Origin of the sequence: Micromonospora sp. WMMD1155, assembly GCF_029581275.1 — a bacterium.
Lineage (GTDB): Bacteria > Actinomycetota > Actinomycetes > Mycobacteriales > Micromonosporaceae > Micromonospora.
Map to the genome: position 1 here is coordinate 2,809,524 of NZ_CP120742.1, position 19,947 is coordinate 2,829,470.

At 70.5% G+C, this 19,947-nt stretch carries 18 protein-coding genes and 3 tRNA genes; 10 read left to right on the forward strand and 11 right to left on the reverse strand.

The genetic code is table 11. The features are described 5' to 3' along the window. Nucleotides 1–169: 169 nt before the first annotated feature. On the reverse strand, nucleotides 170–2,461 hold the full coding sequence (locus O7617_RS12740) for a glycosyltransferase family 39 protein (protein ID WP_282263705.1): 2,292 nt from the start codon (nucleotides 2,459–2,461) through the stop codon (nucleotides 170–172). 123 nt (nucleotides 2,462–2,584) lie between these two features. Here O7617_RS12740 and O7617_RS12745 point away from each other — a divergent pair, with 123 nt between their 5' ends. Beyond that, nucleotides 2,585–3,289: a glycosyltransferase family 2 protein gene (locus O7617_RS12745; RefSeq protein ID WP_278147840.1), complete on the forward strand. Its 705-nt coding sequence runs from the start codon at nucleotides 2,585–2,587 to the stop codon at nucleotides 3,287–3,289. Nucleotides 3,290–3,354: 65 nt separating this feature from the next. Continuing rightward, the gene (gene soxR / locus O7617_RS12750) at nucleotides 3,355–3,825 is read left to right on the forward strand and encodes a redox-sensitive transcriptional activator SoxR (protein ID WP_282263707.1); all 471 of its coding nucleotides are present in this window, start codon (nucleotides 3,355–3,357) and stop codon (nucleotides 3,823–3,825) included. Here the strand turns inward: soxR and O7617_RS12755 are convergent. Continuing rightward, nucleotides 3,812–4,786, reverse strand: coding sequence for an NAD(P)H-quinone oxidoreductase (locus tag O7617_RS12755; RefSeq protein ID WP_282263708.1), 975 nt, complete (start codon nucleotides 4,784–4,786; stop codon nucleotides 3,812–3,814). The two genes, soxR and O7617_RS12755, sit on opposite strands and share 14 nt — an antisense overlap. Before the next feature lie 164 nt (nucleotides 4,787–4,950). Between O7617_RS12755 and O7617_RS12760 the strand changes: the two genes are divergently transcribed. Continuing rightward, nucleotides 4,951–5,040: transfer RNA gene (locus tag O7617_RS12760), tRNA-Ser, on the forward strand. 324 nt (nucleotides 5,041–5,364) lie between these two features. Here O7617_RS12760 and O7617_RS12765 read toward each other — a convergent pair. The 3 genes from O7617_RS12765 to O7617_RS12775 form a co-directional block, all read right to left on the reverse strand. After that, a complete protein-coding gene (locus tag O7617_RS12765) occupies nucleotides 5,365–5,856 on the reverse strand; it encodes a helix-turn-helix domain-containing protein (protein ID WP_282263709.1) in 492 nt (163 codons plus the stop codon). Between the two features lie 154 nt (nucleotides 5,857–6,010). After that, nucleotides 6,011–7,201 (reverse strand): low temperature requirement protein A, encoded by a 1,191-nt coding sequence (locus O7617_RS12770; RefSeq protein ID WP_282263710.1) that lies wholly within the window; start codon nucleotides 7,199–7,201, stop codon nucleotides 6,011–6,013. Between the two features lie 51 nt (nucleotides 7,202–7,252). Further along, nucleotides 7,253–7,408 carry a hypothetical protein gene (locus O7617_RS12775; protein ID WP_282263711.1) on the reverse strand — a complete coding sequence of 52 codons (156 nt, stop codon included), beginning with the start codon at nucleotides 7,406–7,408 and terminating at the stop codon, nucleotides 7,253–7,255. Between the two features lie 128 nt (nucleotides 7,409–7,536). Between O7617_RS12775 and O7617_RS12780 the strand changes: the two genes are divergently transcribed. Further along, complete coding sequence (locus O7617_RS12780) at nucleotides 7,537–8,079, forward strand: YbhB/YbcL family Raf kinase inhibitor-like protein (RefSeq protein ID WP_282263712.1); 543 nt, start codon at nucleotides 7,537–7,539, stop codon at nucleotides 8,077–8,079. A 63-nt stretch (nucleotides 8,080–8,142) separates the two neighbouring features. Here the strand turns inward: O7617_RS12780 and O7617_RS12785 are convergent, their stop codons facing one another. After that, entirely contained in the window at nucleotides 8,143–8,853 is a 711-nt protein-coding gene (locus tag O7617_RS12785; protein ID WP_282263713.1) for a class I SAM-dependent methyltransferase, read from the reverse strand. A 213-nt stretch (nucleotides 8,854–9,066) separates the two neighbouring features. Here O7617_RS12785 and O7617_RS12790 point away from each other — a divergent pair, with 213 nt between their 5' ends. Then, nucleotides 9,067–10,899 (forward strand): hypothetical protein, encoded by a 1,833-nt coding sequence (locus O7617_RS12790; RefSeq protein WP_282263714.1) that lies wholly within the window; start codon nucleotides 9,067–9,069, stop codon nucleotides 10,897–10,899. A gap of 9 nt (nucleotides 10,900–10,908) precedes the next feature. On the opposite strand, the gene O7617_RS12795 is transcribed toward O7617_RS12790, so the two are convergent. Next, nucleotides 10,909–11,685, reverse strand: coding sequence for a hypothetical protein (locus O7617_RS12795; RefSeq protein ID WP_282264723.1), 777 nt, complete (start codon nucleotides 11,683–11,685; stop codon nucleotides 10,909–10,911). A 331-nt stretch (nucleotides 11,686–12,016) separates the two neighbouring features. Between O7617_RS12795 and O7617_RS12800 the strand changes: the two genes are divergently transcribed. After that, nucleotides 12,017–13,546 (forward strand): peptide deformylase, encoded by a 1,530-nt coding sequence (locus tag O7617_RS12800; protein WP_282263715.1) that lies wholly within the window; start codon nucleotides 12,017–12,019, stop codon nucleotides 13,544–13,546. 67 nt (nucleotides 13,547–13,613) lie between these two features. Here the strand turns inward: O7617_RS12800 and O7617_RS12805 are convergent, their stop codons facing one another. Then, nucleotides 13,614–14,729: a globin domain-containing protein gene (locus O7617_RS12805; protein ID WP_282263716.1), complete on the reverse strand. Its 1,116-nt coding sequence runs from the start codon at nucleotides 14,727–14,729 to the stop codon at nucleotides 13,614–13,616. Between the two features lie 144 nt (nucleotides 14,730–14,873). Between O7617_RS12805 and O7617_RS12810 the strand changes: the two genes are divergently transcribed. After that, entirely contained in the window at nucleotides 14,874–15,644 is a 771-nt protein-coding gene (locus O7617_RS12810; RefSeq protein WP_282263717.1) for a CPBP family intramembrane glutamic endopeptidase, read from the forward strand. Between the two features lie 40 nt (nucleotides 15,645–15,684). Here the strand turns inward: O7617_RS12810 and O7617_RS12815 are convergent, their stop codons facing one another. Continuing rightward, complete coding sequence (locus tag O7617_RS12815; protein WP_282263718.1) at nucleotides 15,685–16,953, reverse strand: hypothetical protein; 1,269 nt, start codon at nucleotides 16,951–16,953, stop codon at nucleotides 15,685–15,687. 146 nt (nucleotides 16,954–17,099) lie between these two features. On the opposite strand from O7617_RS12815, the gene O7617_RS12820 reads away from it, so the two are divergent. After that, nucleotides 17,100–17,190: transfer RNA gene (locus O7617_RS12820), tRNA-Ser, on the forward strand. 35 nt (nucleotides 17,191–17,225) lie between these two features. Next, nucleotides 17,226–17,298, forward strand: a tRNA-Arg gene (locus O7617_RS12825). A gap of 273 nt (nucleotides 17,299–17,571) precedes the next feature. Here the strand turns inward: O7617_RS12825 and O7617_RS12830 are convergent. Continuing rightward, nucleotides 17,572–18,075 carry an NUDIX hydrolase gene (locus O7617_RS12830; RefSeq protein ID WP_282263719.1) on the reverse strand — a complete coding sequence of 168 codons (504 nt, stop codon included), beginning with the start codon at nucleotides 18,073–18,075 and terminating at the stop codon, nucleotides 17,572–17,574. A gap of 255 nt (nucleotides 18,076–18,330) precedes the next feature. Here O7617_RS12830 and O7617_RS12835 point away from each other — a divergent pair, with 255 nt between their 5' ends. Beyond that, nucleotides 18,331–19,143 (forward strand): class I SAM-dependent methyltransferase, encoded by an 813-nt coding sequence (locus O7617_RS12835; protein ID WP_282263720.1) that lies wholly within the window; start codon nucleotides 18,331–18,333, stop codon nucleotides 19,141–19,143. An 18-nt stretch (nucleotides 19,144–19,161) separates the two neighbouring features. Here O7617_RS12835 and O7617_RS12840 read toward each other — a convergent pair whose 3' ends face one another. Next, nucleotides 19,162–19,908, reverse strand: a complete 747-nt coding sequence (locus tag O7617_RS12840; protein WP_282263722.1) for a serine/threonine-protein kinase — start codon at nucleotides 19,906–19,908, stop codon at nucleotides 19,162–19,164. Nucleotides 19,909–19,947: the final 39 nt, after the last annotated feature.

Below are 19,947 nucleotides of genomic sequence, written 5' to 3' on the forward strand. Positions count from 1 at the left end.
CGGATCCTTGCGCGCGGGCTGCCGAACCGCCCGGATCGGACTATCCGGGCGGCCGGGTTTTGCGCTGCCTCCGTCAGCACGCGGGCGGCGGCGTTTGCGTTGCCTCCGTCAGCTAGCGGGCGGAGGCTTCTGCGTTGCCCTCGTCAGCGTGGCTTCTGCGTTGCCCCCGTCAGCGCGCGGGCGGCAGGGCGTAGCCGACGTAGCCGCGGAACTCCAACCGCCAGCCGGCCGGCACCAGCTTCGTGCAGGCCGGACGGCTCCCGGTGCAGACGATCGCGTCGACCGAGGAGGGGTCGGCGGGTGGCCGTTCCGGCAGCACCGACTGCAACGCCACCAGCTCCGGTGACCCACCGTCCGGCTGCCGGAGCAGCAGCCACCACGGGTACTCCCAGTTGTCGTTCTGCTGCACCAGCCCGATCCGTCGGGCATCGCTGGCTCGGACCGCCGCAGCGGCCCAGCGGAACTCGTCGGCCCACTGCGGGCGGCGCAGGAACCGGGTGTCCCAGTCCGAGGTGGTGAAGACCGAACCGGAGCCGACCAGGCGGCGCGGGAAGCCGTACGACAGCGCGAGCACCCCGGCCAGCGCCGAGGTGGCCAGCACGGTGACCACCGCCAGGGTGGCCACCGACCGGCGTGTCGAGTTCGCGCCACGTCGACGGAGAAGCGCGTCGACCCAGAGCCCGGCCAGCGGCACCGCCAGCACCACCGCGTAGAGGATCAGCCGGTTGCCCCACGGCTGCCACTTGATCATCGAGGTGTGCAGCAGGACGGCGGCCAGCACCACCACCGCGTACGCGCGCAGCGGCCCGGCCTGCTCGCTGTCGATCCGGCGCGGGCGGGCGAGTGCGACGACGGCGCCGATCAGCGCCAGCGCCCCGGTCAGGGGGAACGCCACCCGGTCCTCGTCCGGATACCAGGCCGGCTCCGGGAAGATCTCCCGGCCGAAGGTGATCGCGCGGTCCTGCGGGTCCACCCCGATCACGCCCGCGCCGTCGATGATCAACTCGGCGCCGGCCCGGCGCAGGGGCGCCACCGGTGTGTCGAACGCGGTGTGCGCGATCCGCAGGGCGTTGACCAGGATCGACTGCGGGTCGTGCCGTTCCATCGGGATCGACTCGCGCAGCCGTGGCGGGCCCAGCGGATGCCCGAACTCCGCTGTCACCCGGGCCAGGAACGGGCCGACCACCACTGCCGCGACCAGCAGGATCAGCACCGAACCACCGACCGTGCGGACCACCCCACCGATCGGCCGAGGTCGCCGATCCCCGCCGGTCGCCGCGCTCGCGCCCGTGCCCGGCGTCACCGCGTTCGCGCCCGTGCCCGGCGTCACCGGGTTCGCAGCAGTGCCCGGTGTCGCCGCGGTCGCGGCAGTGCCCGGTGTCGCCGCGGTCGCGGCAGTGCCTGACGTCGCCGCCTTCGCGGCCAGGCTCAGGCGGAGCTGCGCCAGCCCCCAGAGAACCAGCAGCGGGCCGACCGCGATCAGCCCGCTGGTCTTGGTCACCGCGGTCAGGCCGGTGGCCGCTCCCAACCCGAGCAGCGTGCCCCAGCCGGTACGCCGTCGCAGCCCGTCCAGCACCAGGGTCGCCGCGCAGGTCACCCACGCCGCGCAGACCAGGTCGGTCTGCGTGCTGGTCGCCTGGAGCACGACCATGGGCGTGGTCGCCAGCACGAACGCGGTGAGCAGTTGGGCCCTCCGGCCGCCGCCGAGCTGAGCGGTGATCCGTGCGGCCACCAGCAGGCAGACCACTCCGGCCGCCCACTGCACCAGGTTGTGCAGCTGGTCCCCGCCGGTGAGGAGACGCAGGTGCAGCAGCAGATACTCGGCTCCGGGCGGGATGGTCACCTGCCGGTGGATGGCGGTGGGCCAGAAGTCCAGGTCGCCCTGGGCCACCCAGTGCTCCACCTTCGGCAGGTGGTACGTCTGCGAGTCGAAGTTGTTCGGCTCGGCCAGCAACGCGACCAGCAGCTCCACCAGGACGAGCCCGGCTATCGTGCCGACGAGCAGCCGCTCGCCCCGTCCGGCCGTACGCCAGGTGTCGACCGCCACGGCGAGCAAGCCGGAGGGCGCCCGAGAGGTCCGCGTCGGCGCGGGGCCGGAGCTGGTCGCAACGGGCTCTGGCGTTTCCGGGCTGCCACCGACCACGGCGCCCACCGGCACGGGTCGGGGGGTGGCGGCGGAGGGAGGTGCTGGTCGGCTCGACCGTTGCCGCAGACCGGCGGCTGTCGCGGCCGCGGCCAGGAAGAGCAGCCAGGCGGCGGCGAAGGTCGACCGGGTCAGTGCGTGCAACGCGCCGAGAAGCTCGACGACGAGCACCGCGTACACGCCGGTGAGCAGTACTGAGCGCACCACGGCGAGTCGCAGCGGCGCGACCGCATCGACCGCGCGCGACCTCAGTGCGACGGTGAGTAGGAGCACCGAGGCGGCGGGAACCACCGCGAGCAGGGAGCCGGCAGCCGACATGGCCGGAAGTAAACACCATCGGCCTGAGCCCGCCACGCCGACTGCCCGCGGTGGCGGCAGACGATGGGCTAACCTGCCAGGCTAGGCTAGGCCCGACGTGTTGTCGCCACCGTGGAGATTCCCGTGAAGCTCTCGATCCTCATGCCGGTCTACAACGAGGAAGAACGCATCGCGGATGCCCTCAAGCAGGCGTTGGCGGTTGACTATCCCTGCGAGATCGAGCTGGTCGTCGTCGACGACGGAAGCCGGGACGGCACCGGCGAGGTCCTCGGCCGCGCCGACGACGCACGCCTGCGGGTGATCACCCACCAGCGAAACGCCGGCAAGGGCGCGGCCATCAAGACGGCTGTCGACAGCGCGGAGGGTGACTACATGGTCATCCTCGACGCGGATCTGGAGTACGACCCGCAGGACATCCCCAAGCTGCTCGACCCGGTGCTCGACGGGCGGGCCACGGTGGTCTACGGCAATCGCACCTTCGGCAGCCACAGCGCCTACAGCTTCTGGTACGTGATGGGCAACAAGGGCGTCACGATGGCCGCCAACGTGCTGTTCAACTCGTACATCGGTGACCTGGAGACCTGTTTCAAGCTGATGCCGGTGGCGCTCTACCGTTCGCTCGAGGTGCGCTCGCGCGGCTTCGGCATGGAGGCCGAGGTGACCGGCAAGCTGCTGCGTCGCCGCATCCGCCCGTACGAGGTGCCGATCAGCTACCGGGCGCGTGGCCGGGAAGAGGGCAAGAAGATCACCTGGAAGGACGGGGTCGAGGCGATCTGGATCCTCGGCCGCGAGCGCGCACGTCGCCGCCCGGTCCCCGCGTCACGCTGACCGACGCTGCTCTTTCGAGCGGGCTAACCTTTAGTTGAAGTGCACTTCAACTAAAGGACCTGGTGATGCCGGATTCGTTGACGATCGGCGAGTTGTCCGTCCGCTCCGGCGTGGCACCCTCGGCGCTGCGCTACTACGAACGACTCGGTCTGATCCGCGCCGAACGGACCGGCGGCAACCAACGCCGCTACGCCCGCGCCGAGTTGCGGCGGGTGGCCTTCATCCGGATCTCCCAGCAGGTCGGCGTCTCACTCGACGAGATCCGAGCGGCGCTCGACTCGCTCCCCGAAGGCCGCACCCCCAGCCCGCAGGACTGGGCGCGACTCTCCGCGAGCTGGCGGAGCCGGTTGGACGAGAAGATCAGGTTGCTCACCGAGCTCCGCGACAACCTGGACGGCTGCATCGGCTGCGGGTGCCTCTCCCTGCAACGCTGCGTGCTCTACAACCCGGGGGACGCGCTGGGCGGCGAGGGCCCAGGCGCCCGTCTGATGCTGCCGCGACCTGCGGGCGAGCCTCCGGCCGTCACCCCAGTGTGAGCAGCACCTTGCCGAAGTGGTCGTTCGACTCGACGCGCCGGTGCGCCTCCGCCGCCTCGATCATCGGCAGCCGCCGGTCGACGATCGGGCGGACTGTGCCCGCCTCGATCAACGGCCACACCTCGTCCCGTACGCCCTGCACGATCTGCGCCTTCTCGGCGAGCGGCCGGGAGCGCAGCGACGTCGCGGCGACGGTCGCCCGCTTGGTCAGCAGCGCGCCGAGATCCAACTCCGCCTTGCGCCCACCCTGCATGCCGATCACCACCAGCCGCCCGCCGGTGGCCAGCGCCGCCACGTTCCGCCCCAGGTAGGACGCGCCCATGATGTCCAGGACGACGTCCGCGCCGCGACCGTCGGTGGCCTTCCGGACCTCCTCGACGAAGTCCTGCTCCCGGTAGTCGATCGTGTGCGACGCGCCCAGCTCACGCAGCCGGGAGTGCTTCGCCGCCCGAGCGGTGGTCAGGACTGTGGCACCGAGAGCGGCCCCGAGCTGGATCGCGAAGGTGCCGATCCCGCTCCCGCCGCCGTGCACGAGCAGTGTGTCGCCCGCGCCGAGCCGCCCCACCTGGACAAGGTTCGACCAGACCGTGCAGGCCACCTCGGGCAGCGCCCCGGCGTCGACCGGGTCGCAGGCCGGCACCGGCAGCAACTGCCCGGCGGGCACCGCCACCCGCTCGGCGTACCCGCCACCGGCCAACAGCGCGCAGACCTGCTGCCCGACCGCCCACCCCGCAACGTCCGCGCCGACCACGGTGATCACCCCGGAACACTCCAACCCGGGGTACGCGGACGCGCCCGGCGGCGGCGGATAGTTGCCCTGCCGTTGCAGCAGGTCCGCGCGGTTGACCCCGCTGGCCCGCACATCCACGATCACCTCGTCCGGGCCCGGCTCCGGGTCGGGCACGTCGGCCCAGACCAGTGCTTCGGGTCCACCGGGCTGCGGAATGGTGATCGCCTTCATGGAGTCAGTCTTACCCGATCACAGTCGATGCCGCAGGCGCACCGTCGCGCGCCCACAGTGGACGCCCGGAACCGCCTGGCCGGCGCATCGGGGAGGGACGCCGGGCCGCCCGGAGTGAGCCGTGGCAGACTATGCGTGGCCGTACGCCCACGGGTGGCGGCCCAGGAGGGTTCGCCTAGTGGCCGATGGCGCTGGTCTTGAAAACCGGTAAGGCAGCGATGTCTTCGTGGGTTCGAATCCCACACCCTCCGCCACCGCTGGTAGTTCATTTACGCGGCTCAGCCCTCGACTTCGGTCGGGGGCTGTTCGCTGCTGGGGGGCTGTGGGGGTCCAAGGAACTCGGCAGCATGGTGCGACTGCGGTCTGCAGCCGTCAGGCTGCCGGCAGGTAGACGGCGATCCAGTCCCTCAGCCGCTTCAGCACCCAGGGGATGGACGTCGACCATCTCGATCCGCTCGGCGACCACTGCTGGTTCGATGAGCCCGGCCCGGATCAGTGCGTGGGCGAAGGCGTGGTCCTTCTCCCTGCCGGCTACCAGCTTGGATACGACGCAGTCTCGCGTCTCACGCTGCTCGTTTTCAGCCGCTGCGTTTGAAGGACTCAAGAATCTTCATGCGCTGTGGCTGTGGCAGCACCCCGGCAAAGGGCGAGTTCTGTCGTAGCTCCACAGCTTCCGGATCTTGTGAGGTCAGCGTCTTGAGAACGGCGCCGACACCCTCGTTGATCTTGTTCTGCCAGCGCTTCAGCCACACTTCGGCCATGGTCCCTCGGTGCTGCCGGAGGAGTCGATCGAGATTGTCCCGGGCCTTGCCGAGGACTTCGTCCGGGTCGGTGACCAAGCTGCCCGCCACCGCTTGGTGCAGCCACAGCGACTTGAGCTGATCACGGGTCAGCTCCGGCTTCGGGCGCAGCAGCGCCTCGACGTCGTCCCGCTTGATTCTCCGATGCATGCCGACCTTCACGAACGGCAGTTCTCCACGCTCGCACAGGTTGACGACCTGCTGGCGCGACGACCCCAGCAGCTTGGCAACCTGACCGGTGGTCAGAAGATCCCCACTTGTCGTCGCCATGGTCCGAGCATGCCCGCTAAACGCCAAAAACGCAAATCACTCGACCTTGTTCCCACTGGTCGAACCTGCGTAGCGGTCCGTGATCGACTTCGTTTCGCTGAAGTTGGTGTATCGGGACGCCGTGGATACCGCGACTTCCCGGAAGGCGAGTGGATCAGGGGTCGACCGGGGTGCCGGAGCGGCCCCGGGTCCACGCCTCGTAGCTGAGCAGTACGGCCAGGAACGCGGTGAGCAGGCCGAGGGCCGCCAGGCCGGGCAGGTATCGCCCGACGGGAAGTAACAGCAGCGCCGCGGCGGGCGCGAGAAACTGCTCGGGTCGTACGCACCGGACGCTCAGTGCCAGGAACGTCGCACGGCCGGCGAGGTACAGGGCGGTCCCGCCGAACAGTGCGACGGCCGGGATCCAGTGCAGGGTGTGGTGGGTCTTGCCGTGTGCCAGGCCGGCGAGCACCTCCTCGACTCCCAGCGCCACGTAGATGGTCCCGGCGAGCAGCGGGAGGTGGGCGACGCTGTACGCGTTGCCGGCCATGAAGCCCCGGTGCAGCCCGGAGTCCGTCGTCAGCGCGTTTCCGGCGCTCGTCGCGCTCGGGAAGTACAGCCAGTACAGGCACCCCGTGACGGTGAGGGTGAGCAGCGCCGCCGCCAGGGTCGGCCAGTGGATCATCTGGGTTCCGACCCCGGCACCGACCGAGATCAGGGATTCTCCGAGCGCGATGATCACCACCAGGCCGTGCCGTTCCGCGAAGTGGCCGGGGCTGCGTACCGGCCACCCGCCCACCAGCAGGGCGAGCACCCCACCGCCCATGTCGACGATGAGCGCTGCCGCCCAGAGCAGGATCTGCGGGGTGCCGCCGAACACGGCCCCGAGGACGAGTGGGATCGCGGACAGCGCTGTGGTGAGGGCGTAGAGCCGGACGGTTCTGAGTCGCCGAGGGTCGCCCATCGACACCCAGTAGAAGAGGGCGAACTGGGTCGACCGCACCACGACGTACGCCAGCACCAGGATCAGCCGGGGTGTCGTCGTACCCCTGCCGGTTTCCCAGGCTTCGGGGAGGACCAACGCGATGAGGAAGACGGCTGCCATCGCCACGGCGACGCCGACCCGGATCAATCCGACGTCGAGCCGGACGTAGTTGCCCAGCCAGGCGTAGACCAGCCAGGAGTTCCACAGCAGCATGAGGACGAGCAGACCCTGCACCAGCGTCACCGACGTGGGTCGTTCGCTCATGAACGTGGTGACCCGGATGAGCCCGAAGACGAGCACCAGGTCGAAGAAGACCTCGAACAGCGTCGGTCGGTGCGTCTCGGCGGTGACCACCGGCCGGGATCGGACGATCCGCCACATCAGGTCATCTTGGCTGTTGGCCCGGAAGGGGGCCGGCCTCCGGGGCCCCGGTCACTCCGGCGGGTCTGCGCCTCGCCGTTCCTGCCGGATCGTCTCCTCGGCCAGTCGTTCGACAGCTCGGCGGCGCTCGTCGGCGGTGGTCCGCGCGTCCCGGCGGCGGAACGCGGTGAGGACAGCTACCGCGAAGTCCCGCCAGATGCCGGCCACGAGGTCCCCCTGAGGAACGTTGCCCGAACTCCACCGTAGCTCCGGAAAACCACGGTGCCGGTCGTCGGACGGGACAGCGCGGGGTAAGAAGGGGCTGGTATCTCCGCACACCGGAAGGATGCGTCCCGATGACCCTGGAACGACCGATTGCCCCGGACCCGTACGAGCTGCTGCCGACGCTGCCCTCGTTCACGCTGACGAGCGATGACGTGCAGAACGGCGAGCCGATGGACGCCCGGCACGCGCATGGCAGCACCGGGGGCGAGAACGTCTCGCCGCAGCTGTCCTGGTCGGATTTTCCCGCCGAGACGAAGAGCTTCGCGGTCACCTGCTACGACCCGGACGCGCCGACCGGCAGTGGCTTCTGGCACTGGGTGCTGGTGAACGTGCCGGTCAGCGTCACCCAGTTGCCCACGGGGGCCGGTGGCGCGGCGGGCACCGACCTCGGTGGCGCGTTCTCGGTGCGTAACGACTACGGCGAGCAGGGGTACGGCGGCGCGGCTCCGCCGGCCGGTGACCGCCCGCACCGGTACGTCTTCGCGGTGCACGCCGTGGACGTCGAGCGCCTGGACCTGACGCCGGACGCCAGTCCGGCCTACGTCGGCTTCAACCTCACGTTCCACACACTGGCCCGTGCGGTGATCCGCCCGACGTACCAGATCAAGGAGTGATCCGTCCCCCGCGATCTTGCACGTGACGCCCGGGCGCAGTGCAGGATCGCGGGGCCGGGCGGGTCAGGACGGGACGCGGGCCACCGCGAAGACGGACTGGCCGAACGGGGGGCGGACGATCTGCTCGGCGGCCTTGGTGGCGGGCAGGACGAGGGTGTCGTACACCTTGACCATCGGGCCCTCCTTCGGCATCAGCCGGAAGACCTTGGTGGCCATGAAGTAACCGATCAACCCCAGCGCGTTGGCGTAGTGGATCTTCTCGACGGTCAGGCCGGCCTCGGTCATCGCCGCCTGAAGCGTCTTCTTCGTGTAGCGGCGGACGTGCCCGGTGGCGATGTCGGCCGGGCTCATCGCGAACTGGAACGCCGGCACGATGATGATCACCGCGCCGCCGGGTCGGACCAGGTCGCGCATGCTGCTGAGCGCGCCCACGTGGTCCTCGATGTGCTCCAGGACGTTGTACGAGACGGCGGCGCTGTAGTCGCCCCGGTCGTTGTGCGGCAGCAGCATCTGCCGGACGTCGATGTTCGGCCGCTCGGCGAGGCGCTCCTTGAGCTGTAACAGCCGGTCGGGGTCGGCCTCGGTGGCCGTGAACCGCGGCAGCCGCTCCGACCACTCCAACGCGTAGTCACCGAGGCCGCTGCCGATCTCGATCGGGTCGTCGCCGAGGTACGGCACCGCCAGCTCGATGAACCAGCGACGGTGGTTGACAGCCGTCGCCAGGCCTTCCAGCACCTCGGACTGCACGCGCTGATCCCCAGTGATTTCTGCCATGCGTCGATTCCTCACGATATGAACTCGACCCGTGCCTGGACCGACAGAGTGAATCATCCGCTGGGACGGCAGAAGAATCGGGGCATCGGGGGTGGCCGAATTGTGGTCGGGGGGTGGGTTCGTGATCGGCGGTCGGCGAACCCGGCACATAGTACGGCAGTACCCCGAAACATGTCACGGCCGCGTCAGGCCGTGACTATCCTCTGAATTGTCATGACTACTCCCGAATCGGACGCGCCCAGCGGTGGCGACGGCCCGGCCGCTGCGTCGGTGGAGGGGGCCTCGGCCGATGCTCGGCGGCCACGCCGGGGGAAGGTGGCCGACCTGGTCGCCGTGCTGAGCTTCGTGGTGCTCGGCTTCTGGGTCACCTGTCGCCTCTGGCTCGACCCCGGCGGCACGGTGCGGGACAACCAGTCGGATCAGTCGCAGTTCGAATGGATGATGGCGCACGGTGCGCGGGTAATCACGCATTTCGCATACCCGTTCCATTCGGATCAGATGAACGTCCCGGACGGCGTCAATTTGATGGCGAACACGTCCGTATTATCCATTTCGTTGCCACTTACGCCTATCACCCTATTACTCGGGCCTCGGGCATCATTCCTGGTCTTTCTCACCGCCGGCATGATTGCCACCGCCACCGCCTGGTACTTCCTGCTCTCCCGGGTGCTGATCGGCAGCCGTGGGCCCGCATGGCTGGGCGCGGGCTTCTGCGCGTTCGCGCCCGCCATGGTGTCGCACGCCAACGGGCACCCGAACATCGTGTCGCAGTTCGTCGTCCCGCTGATCATCTGGCGCACACTGCGACTCGGTGACGGCGGCCGCTGGCTGCGCAACGGTGTCCTCCTCGCCCTGGTGATCGTCTGGCAGGCGTTCCTCAACCTGGAGATCCTGCTGATGACCGCGATCGGGCTCGGTGTGGTCGTCGGCGTACTCGCTCTCGGTCGCGCCGATCTCCGCACCCGGACCCGGCCCTTCCTCGCCGGTCTCGCCGTCGCGGCAGTGGTCGCCGGGCTGCTGCTGGCCTACCCCCTGTACGTGCAGTTCTTCGGCCCGGGCGCGTACTCCGGGCTGTCCCGCCTGATCCGCGGCTACTCCAGCGACCTCGCCTCGTTCGTCGCGTACTCCCGGGAGTCGCTCGCCGGCAGCCCACGCACCGCCGCGGGCCTGGCCAAGAATCCGACCGAGGAGAACAGCTTCTTCGGGTGGGCGCTCGTGGTGCTCGTCATCGCCCTGGTCTGGTGGTTGCGCCGCTCGGTCGTCGTGCTCGCGCTGGCCGGGCTCGGACTGCTCTTCGCGGTGCTCTCGCTGGGCCGCGAGGTCCGGTTCGACAACAAGGGTACGGGTGTGCCCGGCCCGTGGGCGGCGCTGGAGAACCTGCCCATCCTGCACTCGGTGGTGCCGACGCGGTGGGCGCTGGCGATCACCCCGATCATCGGGCTGCTGCTCGCCTACGGTGCCGAACGCGCCCGCCAACTGGCCGACTCGCACCCGACGGCCCGGGGGCAGATCCGTTTCGTCACCGCCACCGTGCTCGTGATGGCCCTGCTGCCGATCGTGCCGACCCCGCTACCCGTGACCCGTCCCGACCCGATCCCCACCTTCGTGACCGGTGGGGCGTGGCGTCAGTACGTGGCCGGTGGGCGCAGTGTGGTCACCCTGCCGTTGCCGGACACCACCTACGCGGAGCCGCTGCGCTGGTCCGCGGTGACCCGGCTGGACATGCCACTGGCCCGCGGCTACTTCCTCGGCCCCGACACCAGGCCCAGCGCCGATCCGCCGAAGGTCGCACTGTTCGGTGCCACCCCGCGCCCCACCAGCAGCTTCTTCGCCACCATTCGTCGCAGCGGCGCGGTGCCGCCGATCACACCGCAGAGCCGGGTCCGGGCGGTCGACGACCTGCGGTTCTGGCGGGCCGGGGTGGTCATCCTCGGCCCACACGAGCACGAGGACGCGTTGCGCCGGGGGATGACCGAGCTGACCGGCATCCAGCCGACCTTCACCGGCGGTGTGTGGGTGTGGGACGTCCGGCCGTTGACCGACTGAGGCGGAGACTCAGCGGACGCAGCAGCCCTGGCAGACCTTCGGCCGGGGCAGGGTGAACGCGAGGCAGCAGGTGCGCCGCTGCACCGTCGGCTCACCGGCCGGGCCGGGCACCAGCTCGATCAGGTCGGTCAGACCGAGGGCGCCGAGCAGGGTGTCGATGCTCTGCACGGTCGAGCCGGGCAGGCCGTCCGCGGCCCGCAGGATGCCGTGCGCGATGCCGGAGGCGACCGAGCCGAGCAGCGTCCGGGTGCCCACCCGGACCTCCGACTGGATCGCCGTGATGAGCGGCGCCAGGTGGGAGTCGAGGAGGGAGACGCGCAGTGCGGTCAGCAGCTCGGCCTCGTCGGCGACGACCCGCACCTCCGGCAGGCCGGTGAGTGCCAGCGGGTCGCTCGGCAGCACCGCCACGGTGATCCCACGGCGCAGGCCCAGGGTGATCAGCTGGCGGTGGTCCTCGAAGTGGATCAACACGTCGGCCGGGTCGAACAGCGGCACCCGACGGGCCGAGGCCCAGCCGAGCACGACCGGCAGGGCCGTCCAGTAGCTGTACGACTTCCAGGCCAGCGCGGCGCAGGCGTGCGGGGTGCCGCCCCAGCGGGTGGCGGCGCCGTTCAGCAGCTCCGGCAGCCGACTGCCGTCGATCAGGGTGGTGGCGGGGGACCAGCCGAACTCGTCGTGGACCACGAGCCCCGGGGCGAGCCCCGGAAGATCGTCGGTGCCGAACATGGCTCGGAGTGCCGCGGTGACGGGGGCGAGTGGCGTGGCGGTGACGTCCCGCCCCGGCAGCACCGCTGTCACCTGAGATCCCCCGTCCGCGTGGCCGAGGAGTGGGCCCCGGCGGACGACGACTGCCGTCCTGAGCTAAGGCTAGCCTAACCACACCCGCGGGTCTAAGGAAAGCCTCACCTTGGTCGCATCGGGAGGCGCAGGTCACGCCGGTTGTCCGACCGGAGAAGCGCTCCCTGCCTCGCCTACTACCCGGCGGTTTCCGGGGAAAACGCTGCCGCAGCATCGATGTCTATCGGTGAATTGTCAACCAGAGTGTCGACAAGATGCCAGATGCGTGTGCGCTCGGGCACGGAACGTGAAACTTATAGCCCCGGCCACGAGGAAGCCGATGACGACCTCACCCCTCGAACGGGCTGCCGACTCCTTCGCGGCTGAGCTCGCCCGCCAACGGACCGGGCGCGGGCTGTCCAAGAAACAACTAGCCGTCCTGATGGGCTTCGACCCCTCCTACGTGAGCCACGTCGAGAGCCGCCGGCACCGGCCGACGGAGGACTTCGCCCGCCGCGCCGAGGCCGTCCTGGAAGCCAGCGGCGCGATCTGGCAGCGCTTCCGGGAGTACGACGACCTGCGCCACGCCCGCACCGGCAACCCACCGCGCGAGCAGTACCCGCCCGGGCAGTGGCTGCCACCGGGCACCGGCCTCGTCGTCGAGCGGGAACTCGCCACCCTCACCCACACCGTCGACGGCTACCGGTGCGTGATCCACCGCGAGTTGTACAACGCCGGCACCGAGCCGGTCACCCGCTACCTGGTCCGGGTCGCCGTGGACCGCTACCCGAACGACCCCGGCCGCTCCAACCGGCACCACCGGGAACACCCGCTCACCTTCGCCGAACTGCAACTACAGGCCCGGCGCGACGACGGCGGCGGCGACCCGGAGCCGATGCACTGGCGTGCCAAGCACGACCGGGACGCGTTCAAGGAGATCTGGCTGCTCTTCGAGAACGGGGAGCGGCGGTTCCCGCTCTACCCCGGAGATCGGGCCATCATCGAGTACGCGTACAGCGTCGGGCAGGACAAGTGGGGCCCCTGGTTCCAGCGGGCGGTCCGCGTGCCCACCCGGCAACTCGCCGTACGCCTCGATCTGCCCGCGTCGTTGGACCCGCAGGTCTGGGGCGTGGAGACCTCCCTCTCCGCGGAGGAGGGCCCGCTGCGGACGGCGCCGCAACGCCACGACGAGGGTGACCGGGCGATCTACGACTGGCAGACCGACGACCCGCCGCTGAACGCCCGCTACCGGATGCAGTGGCGCTTCCGGGCGCGACCGGAGGCGGACCCCGACAGCGGCCCCGGCGGTGTCCGGGTACGGCCCAGTGACCGGATGCGCGGCCTCGGCATCGTGCAACGCGGCGACGACCTGCTCCGGCAACACGTCCGCCCGTTCGACCTGCCCGTCGAGGAACCCGTCGCCCGGGATCTGGTCGAGCGGCTGACCACGGCCCTGGCCCGGCTCGACGAACTGCACCCGTTCAGCAAGGGGGTGGGGGTCGCCGCCCCGCAACTCGGCGTGGGCCGGGCGGTGGCGGTGGTCCGGCCCCCGGACCGCTCGGCGGAGCCCGTCGTGCTGCTCAACCCCCGGGTGGTCGACGCCGGCCCGGACACCGACGAGCAGTACGAGGGCTGCCTCTCCTTCTTCGACCACCGGGGTCTGGTGCCCCGACCGCTGCGACTGGACGTGGAGCACGCCCAGTGGGACGGCAGCCGGATCATCACGTCGTTCGAGTTCGGCATGGCCCGGCTGGTCGCCCACGAGATCGACCACCTGGAGGGCCGGCTCTACGTCGACCGGATGGCACCCGGCGTGCCACTGGTGCCGGTGGAGGAGTACCGCGAGACCGGGCACCCCTGGCGTTACTGACCGTTGGGGACCGGGGCGCGTGCCCCAGGGGGCAGGGGCACGCGCCCCGGTGTGGGGGGAGGAACGTCTAGAGGTCACCGAAGGTGTCGTAGCGGATGTGCGGCGGCGGCACCTCGTCCGCGGCCAGCACCCGCAGCGTGGACCGGACCATCCGGGCCGAGCCGGAGACGTAGCAGTCGTGCGTGGTCCACGGGCCGTACCGGGCCACCACGTCCGGGATGTCGCCCTGCTCACCGTCGAAGTCCGGCTCCTCGCTGCACGCCGGCGTGACCGACAACCACGGGTGTACGGCCACCAACTCCTGCAATCCGGCCAGGCCGTACAGGTCCGCCGCCTGCCGGGCGCCGTAGAAGACGTGCACCCACCGGGTCCGGTTGTAGGTGGCCAACTCCTCGACCAGTGCCTTGATCGGCGCCAGGCCGACCCCGCCGGCCACGCAGAGGATGTCCCGTTCCGAGGCGCGGTCCAGGGTCATCGACCCCATCGGGGCGGCCACCCGGAGCAGCTCACCCGGTCGCACCCGACGCACCAGCGCGCCGGACACCCAACCGGCGCCGGGCGACCGCACGTGGAACTCCAGCAGGTTGTCGTCGTTCGGGGCGTTCGCGATCGAGTAGTTCCGCCACACCCGGGGGTGGTGACGCGGCGCCTCCAGGCTCACGTACTGCCCGGCCTGCCACCGCAGCGGATGCTGTAGCGCCCGACAGGTCAGTACGGCGGTGTCCGGGCCGTACCGCTCATGGGTCAACACCTCGGCGTGCCAGAACGGTGGATCGTCGTCGGCCTTCGCGCCGGCCAGCATCAGGGCGGTGATCGCCGCGTACGCCTCCCGCCACGCCTGGTCGTACTCCAGGTTCCAGCCGTCGCCGGCGGTGCTGCGAAGCGCGTCCAACAAGGCGACTCCCATCGTCGCGTAGTGCGAGTCGTCGACGTGGTACTTGCGGTGGTCGCGGCCCAGCGCCCGCAGGAACTCGTCGAAGCTCTCCGGGTCGTCGACCGTGTGGATCGCCGTGATGATCGCTTCCAGCAGGCGGTCGCCCTGGCCGGTCATCTGCACCGGGAAGAGTTGCCGCAGGGCGGGGTCGAGCAGGAACAGTCGGGCGTAGAAGTGCCCGCTCAACCGGACCCGGTCGTCCTCGACCAGGGTCCAGCTCTCCTTCAGCAACCGCGCGAGGTTGTCCACGGGCGCTCCTTCTCCAGACGGCGGCGGATCGGGCATCCATAGAATCTCCACGGAGAGTGTCGACCGGTCGCACAGAATGTGCGATCGGCTCATGCCGGCCGGTCGGCCATGTCACCGGCGCAGCCCGTCGGGCAGAGTGGTGCGGTGACCGTTGAGCTGACCCGACCGGTGTCCCGCCGACTGCTCGGCACCGAGACGTTGCTGGTCCTGGGCCTCTCCCTCGGCCAGTCCGCCGTCTACGCGGTCGTCTCGATCATCGCGAAACTGACCGCCGAGGGCCCGCTATCCAAGCAGACCGCCTCGCTGAACACCTCGGCGTCGAGCCGACCGTGGCTGGACCTCACGTACCAACTGCTCGGCATCGTGTTCGCGCTGCTGCCGGTGCTGCTCGCCGTACACCTGCTCAGCCGGGACCCCGGAGACCCGGCGCGAACCCTCGGCCTGGACGCCCGGCGGCCCGGTCAGGACCTGGCCCGGGGTGCCGGCCTGGCGGCGCTGATCGGCCTGCCCGGGCTGGCCCTGTTCTGGGTGGCCGCCCAGTTGGGGGTCAACGCCACGCTGGTGCCGGCCGCGCTGCCGGACCTCTGGTGGACGGTCCCGGTGCTGATCCTCGCCGCCGTGCAGAACGCCGTGCTGGAGGAGGTGATCGTGGTCGGCTACCTGCTCACCCGGCTACGCCAGCTCCACTGGCGGCTGGCGGCGATCATCGCGGCCAGCGCGTTGCTGCGCGGCTCCTACCACCTCTACCAGGGCTTCGGCGCGTTCGTCGGCAACGCTGTGATGGGCGTCGTGTTCAGCCTCTTCTACCTGCGTACCCGGCGGGTGCTGCCGCTGATCATCGCGCACACGCTGCTCGACGTGTTCGCCTTCGTCGGCTACGCGTTGCTGCCCCGCGAGTGGTTCGACTGGCTCTGACCGGTCAACTGGCCCTGGTTCGTCGGCTGGTGCTGGCTGGTCAGCGCCGCGCGGGCCGGTAGGCGGCCACCGCCCGGGCCGCGAGCCGGTCGGCCGCCGCCGCGTCCCCCAGCGCCGCCGCGAGCATCGCCGCACCCGGCAACAGCCGCGCCACCAGCCGCAACGCGACCCACCCGCCGGTCTGCGCGGTGAGCGGAGCGGCCAACCGCCAGGCGGCCTCCGCCGCCCGGGGCCAGCCTGCCTCGACGGGGTCGCCCGCCTCCTGCGCGGCCGCCAGGGCCGCCGCCGCGCTCGCCGCGTCCGGGTGGACCTGGGTGAGCACCAGCAACTCGACGGCCCGATCCGGATGAGTTGGGTCCTTCCCGTACGCGGCGGCCAGGTGCAGCACCAGGTTCGCGTGCGTCCACAGCACCGAGGTCAGCTCGGCCAACGGCGCGAAGAACCCGGCCAGTGCGGCGGTCGCCCCACCCGCGCCCGCCGAGCGGACGAACCGCCGGGTGGCCAACCGGGCCAGGCCGTCAGCCGACGCGTCCGGGTACCGGGTACGCAGCCCTGCGGCCCACTCGGCCGCGCCGGGTCCGAGCGCCCGCACCGCGGCGAGAGCCAACAACTCCGGCGCGAAGCCCGGGTGGTCGAGCACGCGCGAGGCCACCGCCCGCAGCTCCGATTCCGGGGTACGCGCCGACGTGGCGATCACCGCAGTCGGCGGCTCGGGCGCGGCCTCCTGTGCGGTGGCGCTCTGGCCCGGGGCGGCCGCCCGCTTGGTGGGACTCGCGGCGCGCTTCCTCGGCTTCGGCGTGGTCGGCGTCACCTCGACCGCCTTCTGGGCGGCGGCCTTGCGTGCGGGCGTGGCCCGCGCCTTCGGCGTCCGGACCGTCGGCTCGGTTCCCTCCGGTGTCTCCGATGGCTCCGGGCTGGCGTCGTTGGCCGGCGGCGCAGATGGTTCTGGGTGCTCGGGGCTGGTGCCGGCAGGCGGTGCGGGCTGCTCGGGGTTGGCGGCGCTGACCGGCTGCCTCGGGGTCGGGTCGCTGGCCGTGGGGGCCGGTGCGCGCCGTGGCTTCGGAGGCAGGGGCGGTTCCGGGGCCGGGGGCTGGAAGAGCACCGTCGGAGCGGCCTTGGCCCGCCGGGGACGTGGAGTCGCCTTTGCCGGCGGCTGTTCGCCGGTCGTGGGCTGCCCCGGGGCGGCCGGTTCGGCGGCGGCGGCCTGTTCGGCGGTCGTCGGAGGCCGGAAGGTAGGCCGAGGGGAGCGCCGACGCGCCCTCTCAGCAGGCTCTCGACGGGGCGACTCGCTGGGCGGCTGCTCCTGCATATCGATGGAGCGTAGTCCCGATCACGCCTTCGCACAGCGCGAAGACACGGGGGCGGGCGAACCCGGTCGGCGTACCCCGGAAGTCGTTTTGCTCCCGGTGGGTGGCGACCTGTATCCTCGGGCGCGGTGGTCTGCAGGGCCACCAGGGAGACTTCGCCTAGTCTGGTCTATGGCGCCGCACTGCTAATGCGGTTGGGGTCTTAAAGCCCCTCCCGGGTTCGAATCCCGGAGTCTCCGCGCGAAAGCCGGGTGTGTATGCTGGCTGAGTACGAGCGCCCGTAGCTCAATGGATAGAGCATCTGACTACGGATCAGAAGGTTAGGGGTTCGAGTCCCTTCGGGCGCACAAACGATCAAGGCCGTGACCTGCAATAACAGGGGTTGCGGCTTTTTTCTTTCCCATTTTCCTGGCCGCCTCTCCCATTATTTGGGACGGTGGTGCTCCGTTGGTGCTCCTCTGTTTCGGCGGGGGTCCGTGCTGGGCAGTGTCGGAACCGCCGGTGACGGTGCGGTTCGTGCCGGCGGGTTCGGGCGGGCCGTCGAGGGTCGGGCGGCGAGTCGGCGTGGTGGTGTGGGCCGGCGCTTCCGATTCGTGAGGTGGTGAGCAGTGAGCGCACGATCATCTGGCGGGTTGGTCCTCGCGGTAGCTCCACACCTGGTTGGTGCTGGCACCGTCGAGGTAAGCGAGCACTGGTTCGATCTCAGGCCGTGTGGCCGCGGAGGACGTGAGAAGTTGCGTGGCCTCGTTCAGTGGTAATAGGACAGCGCTGATGACCTTGTCGTCTGGGTCCTGGACGGTGATCTCGCCGTTCCAGTCGCTGCAGTCAAAGGTCAGGACGACTGTGGACGGGTACCGCTTGCTCGTCGTGTTGACGAGGAAAGCAAGCGGGCCGACGGCGCCCAGCCGCAGGCCGGTTTCCTCCCGTACCTCGCGGACGAGTGCCTCGGTCAGTAGTTCGCCTTGTTCGACAGCGCCGCCAGGAAGGGACCATATCTCCTGCCCGTCGCGCCGCTCCTTGACCAGCACGATGTGGTCCTCGCGGCGCAGCAGCGCGACGACGACCTGAACGCCGGGGCCGATGACCGGCGCGGGAGCCTCGTCTGGCGAATTCGTGGGGGGCATGCTCGCTCCAGTTGTACGAGATCTGGTGTGCCGACGACCAGTCGATACTCTCGTGGTCCAGACTCACCTCGCGCAGCGCGTTGTCGGCTGTGCCCAGCGGTATGCCAGTCCGCGCGGCGTCTGGCTGGTCCGGAGCCGAACCCGCCGGCTGCACCGCTGGTTTGCCCTCAACCGAAGAGTTCCCCCATGGACGGCAGGGGGCCGCTCATCCGAGTTAGAAGGCGGGTCGATCGTGCGTCGGTAGGGTGGGCGACTGTGGCTGATGACGAACTGCGGCTGCGGCGGCGGGGCAGCTTCGACGAGGATCCAGATAATTACCAAGCGGCCCGGCCGGCGTATCCGGAGCGGGTGTACCAGGTGCTCGCCGGGTGCGGTCTGCGGCCGGGGGCGCGGGTGTTGGAGGTTGGGCCCGGGACGGGGCAGGTGACCGGCCACCTGGTGGCGGCAGGCGCGCAGGTGGTGGCGGTGGAGCTGGGCGGCGGCTTGGCGGCCCGACTTCGCAGGAACCTGGCCGGCCGGGATGTGACCGTCATCGAGGGCGACTTCGCCACTGTGGGAGTTCCTGGTAGCGGATTCGACTTGGCGGTGTGCGCGACCTCGTTGCACTGGCTGGACGCCGAGGTGGCGGTGCGGCGCTTGGCTGGGCTGGTGCGGCCGGGTGGGTGGTTGGCGGTGTGGTGGACCGTCTTCGGTGACCCGGACCGCCCCTCGCCCTGGCGTGTCGGGTTGGACTTGCTCTATCGGCGGTGGCTGCCCGGGCAGTGGCGGGGCTCGGCGGAGGTGCCGGCGCCAATGAGGGTCGCCGAGCGCTCGGCGGAGCTGGAGACAGGCGGCTGGTTTCGTCTCGTGGGGGTGGAGATGATCCGCTGGGAGCACCTGTTGACCCCGCAGAGCGCACGTGGTCTGTGGGAAACCTTTCCAAACGTGCGCGAGTTGGACGCTGACCGGCGGGAGGCGTTCCTCGGGGGTATTGCCGAGGTCGTCGCTGGCCAAACGGGCGGTGTGGCGGTGGATCACTACGTCACCGCGCTATACACGGCGCGGCGGCGGACCGACGCAGGGCCGTAGACGCGCGGCTCCCTTGGGTTATGCCAGGACTGCGAGGCGCCAGGCTCGGGCCAGCGCGGCCACGTCGCTGTAGCGGTCAGCCACCGAGGCTCGTGTCGCCCGGTCGGCGACGGCGCGTTGGGCAGCGGTGCCTCTCCAGCCGGTGGGCGAGTCGAGAAGGTGGTGCACTGTGCGGCCGAGCGCGTACACGGTGGTGCGTTGGTCGATGACCGCACCGCGGACGAACTCCTCGGGCGCCATGTAGCGGCGGGATCCGGGGAGCCGGTCGGCGTCGAGGATGAACGGTCCCGGCCGGTACTCATCCAGGTCGATCAGCTGCATCTGTCGGGTCCTGAAGTCGTACAGGAAGCAGCCGTCGTAGAGGTCGACCGCGACGAACCCGGTGGCGGCGACGGCGAGGTGGGCGTCGAGGATCGCGTCGAGTGCCGCCTCAACGTCCGAGACCGGGAGCCGCTGGAAGTCCGCCAGCGCCGAGCGGTCCGGGCCGTCCACCGTGGCCTGGTTGAGCACCCTGCCGTCGCGCCACGGGTACACCAAGGTCAACCCGTCCGGACCCGAGAGGATCCGCTCCGGGCGGACGATTGCTGGATGCTTGACAGCGGCGTGCAACTGGGCGGCTCGAACGAGCGACACGCGGCCCGCCGACGTGGCGGCCCTCTTGACGAACAAGCGGTGCCCCTGCGCCTCTACTCCGTACGACAGGCAGCCTGAGTCCTGGGCATCGAAGACCACGAACGCGGAGGTGACAGGAGGAGGCTCGCGCACGCCGCCGATCGTAGATGTGTACGGCGGCGCAAGGAGAGC

Bases quoted from the DNA above. Each gene is read 5' to 3' on its own strand.
- O7617_RS12740 (WP_282263705.1), bottom strand. From the start codon at position 2,461: ATGTCGGCTGCCGGCTCCCTGCTCGCGGTGGTTCCCGCCGCCTCGGTG.
- soxR (WP_282263707.1), top strand. From the start codon at position 3,355: ATGCCGGATTCGTTGACGATCGGCGAGTTGTCCGTCCGCTCCGGCGTG.
- O7617_RS12755 (WP_282263708.1), bottom strand. From the start codon at position 4,786: ATGAAGGCGATCACCATTCCGCAGCCCGGTGGACCCGAAGCACTGGTC.
- O7617_RS12765 (WP_282263709.1), bottom strand. From the start codon at position 5,856: ATGGCGACGACAAGTGGGGATCTTCTGACCACCGGTCAGGTTGCCAAG.
- O7617_RS12770 (WP_282263710.1), bottom strand. From the start codon at position 7,201: ATGTGGCGGATCGTCCGATCCCGGCCGGTGGTCACCGCCGAGACGCAC.
- O7617_RS12780 (WP_282263712.1), top strand. From the start codon at position 7,537: ATGACCCTGGAACGACCGATTGCCCCGGACCCGTACGAGCTGCTGCCG.
- O7617_RS12785 (WP_282263713.1), bottom strand. From the start codon at position 8,853: ATGGCAGAAATCACTGGGGATCAGCGCGTGCAGTCCGAGGTGCTGGAA.
- O7617_RS12790 (WP_282263714.1), top strand. From the start codon at position 9,067: ATGACTACTCCCGAATCGGACGCGCCCAGCGGTGGCGACGGCCCGGCC.
- O7617_RS12800 (WP_282263715.1), top strand. From the start codon at position 12,017: ATGACGACCTCACCCCTCGAACGGGCTGCCGACTCCTTCGCGGCTGAG.
- O7617_RS12815 (WP_282263718.1), bottom strand. From the start codon at position 16,953: ATGCAGGAGCAGCCGCCCAGCGAGTCGCCCCGTCGAGAGCCTGCTGAG.
- O7617_RS12830 (WP_282263719.1), bottom strand. From the start codon at position 18,075: ATGCCCCCCACGAATTCGCCAGACGAGGCTCCCGCGCCGGTCATCGGC.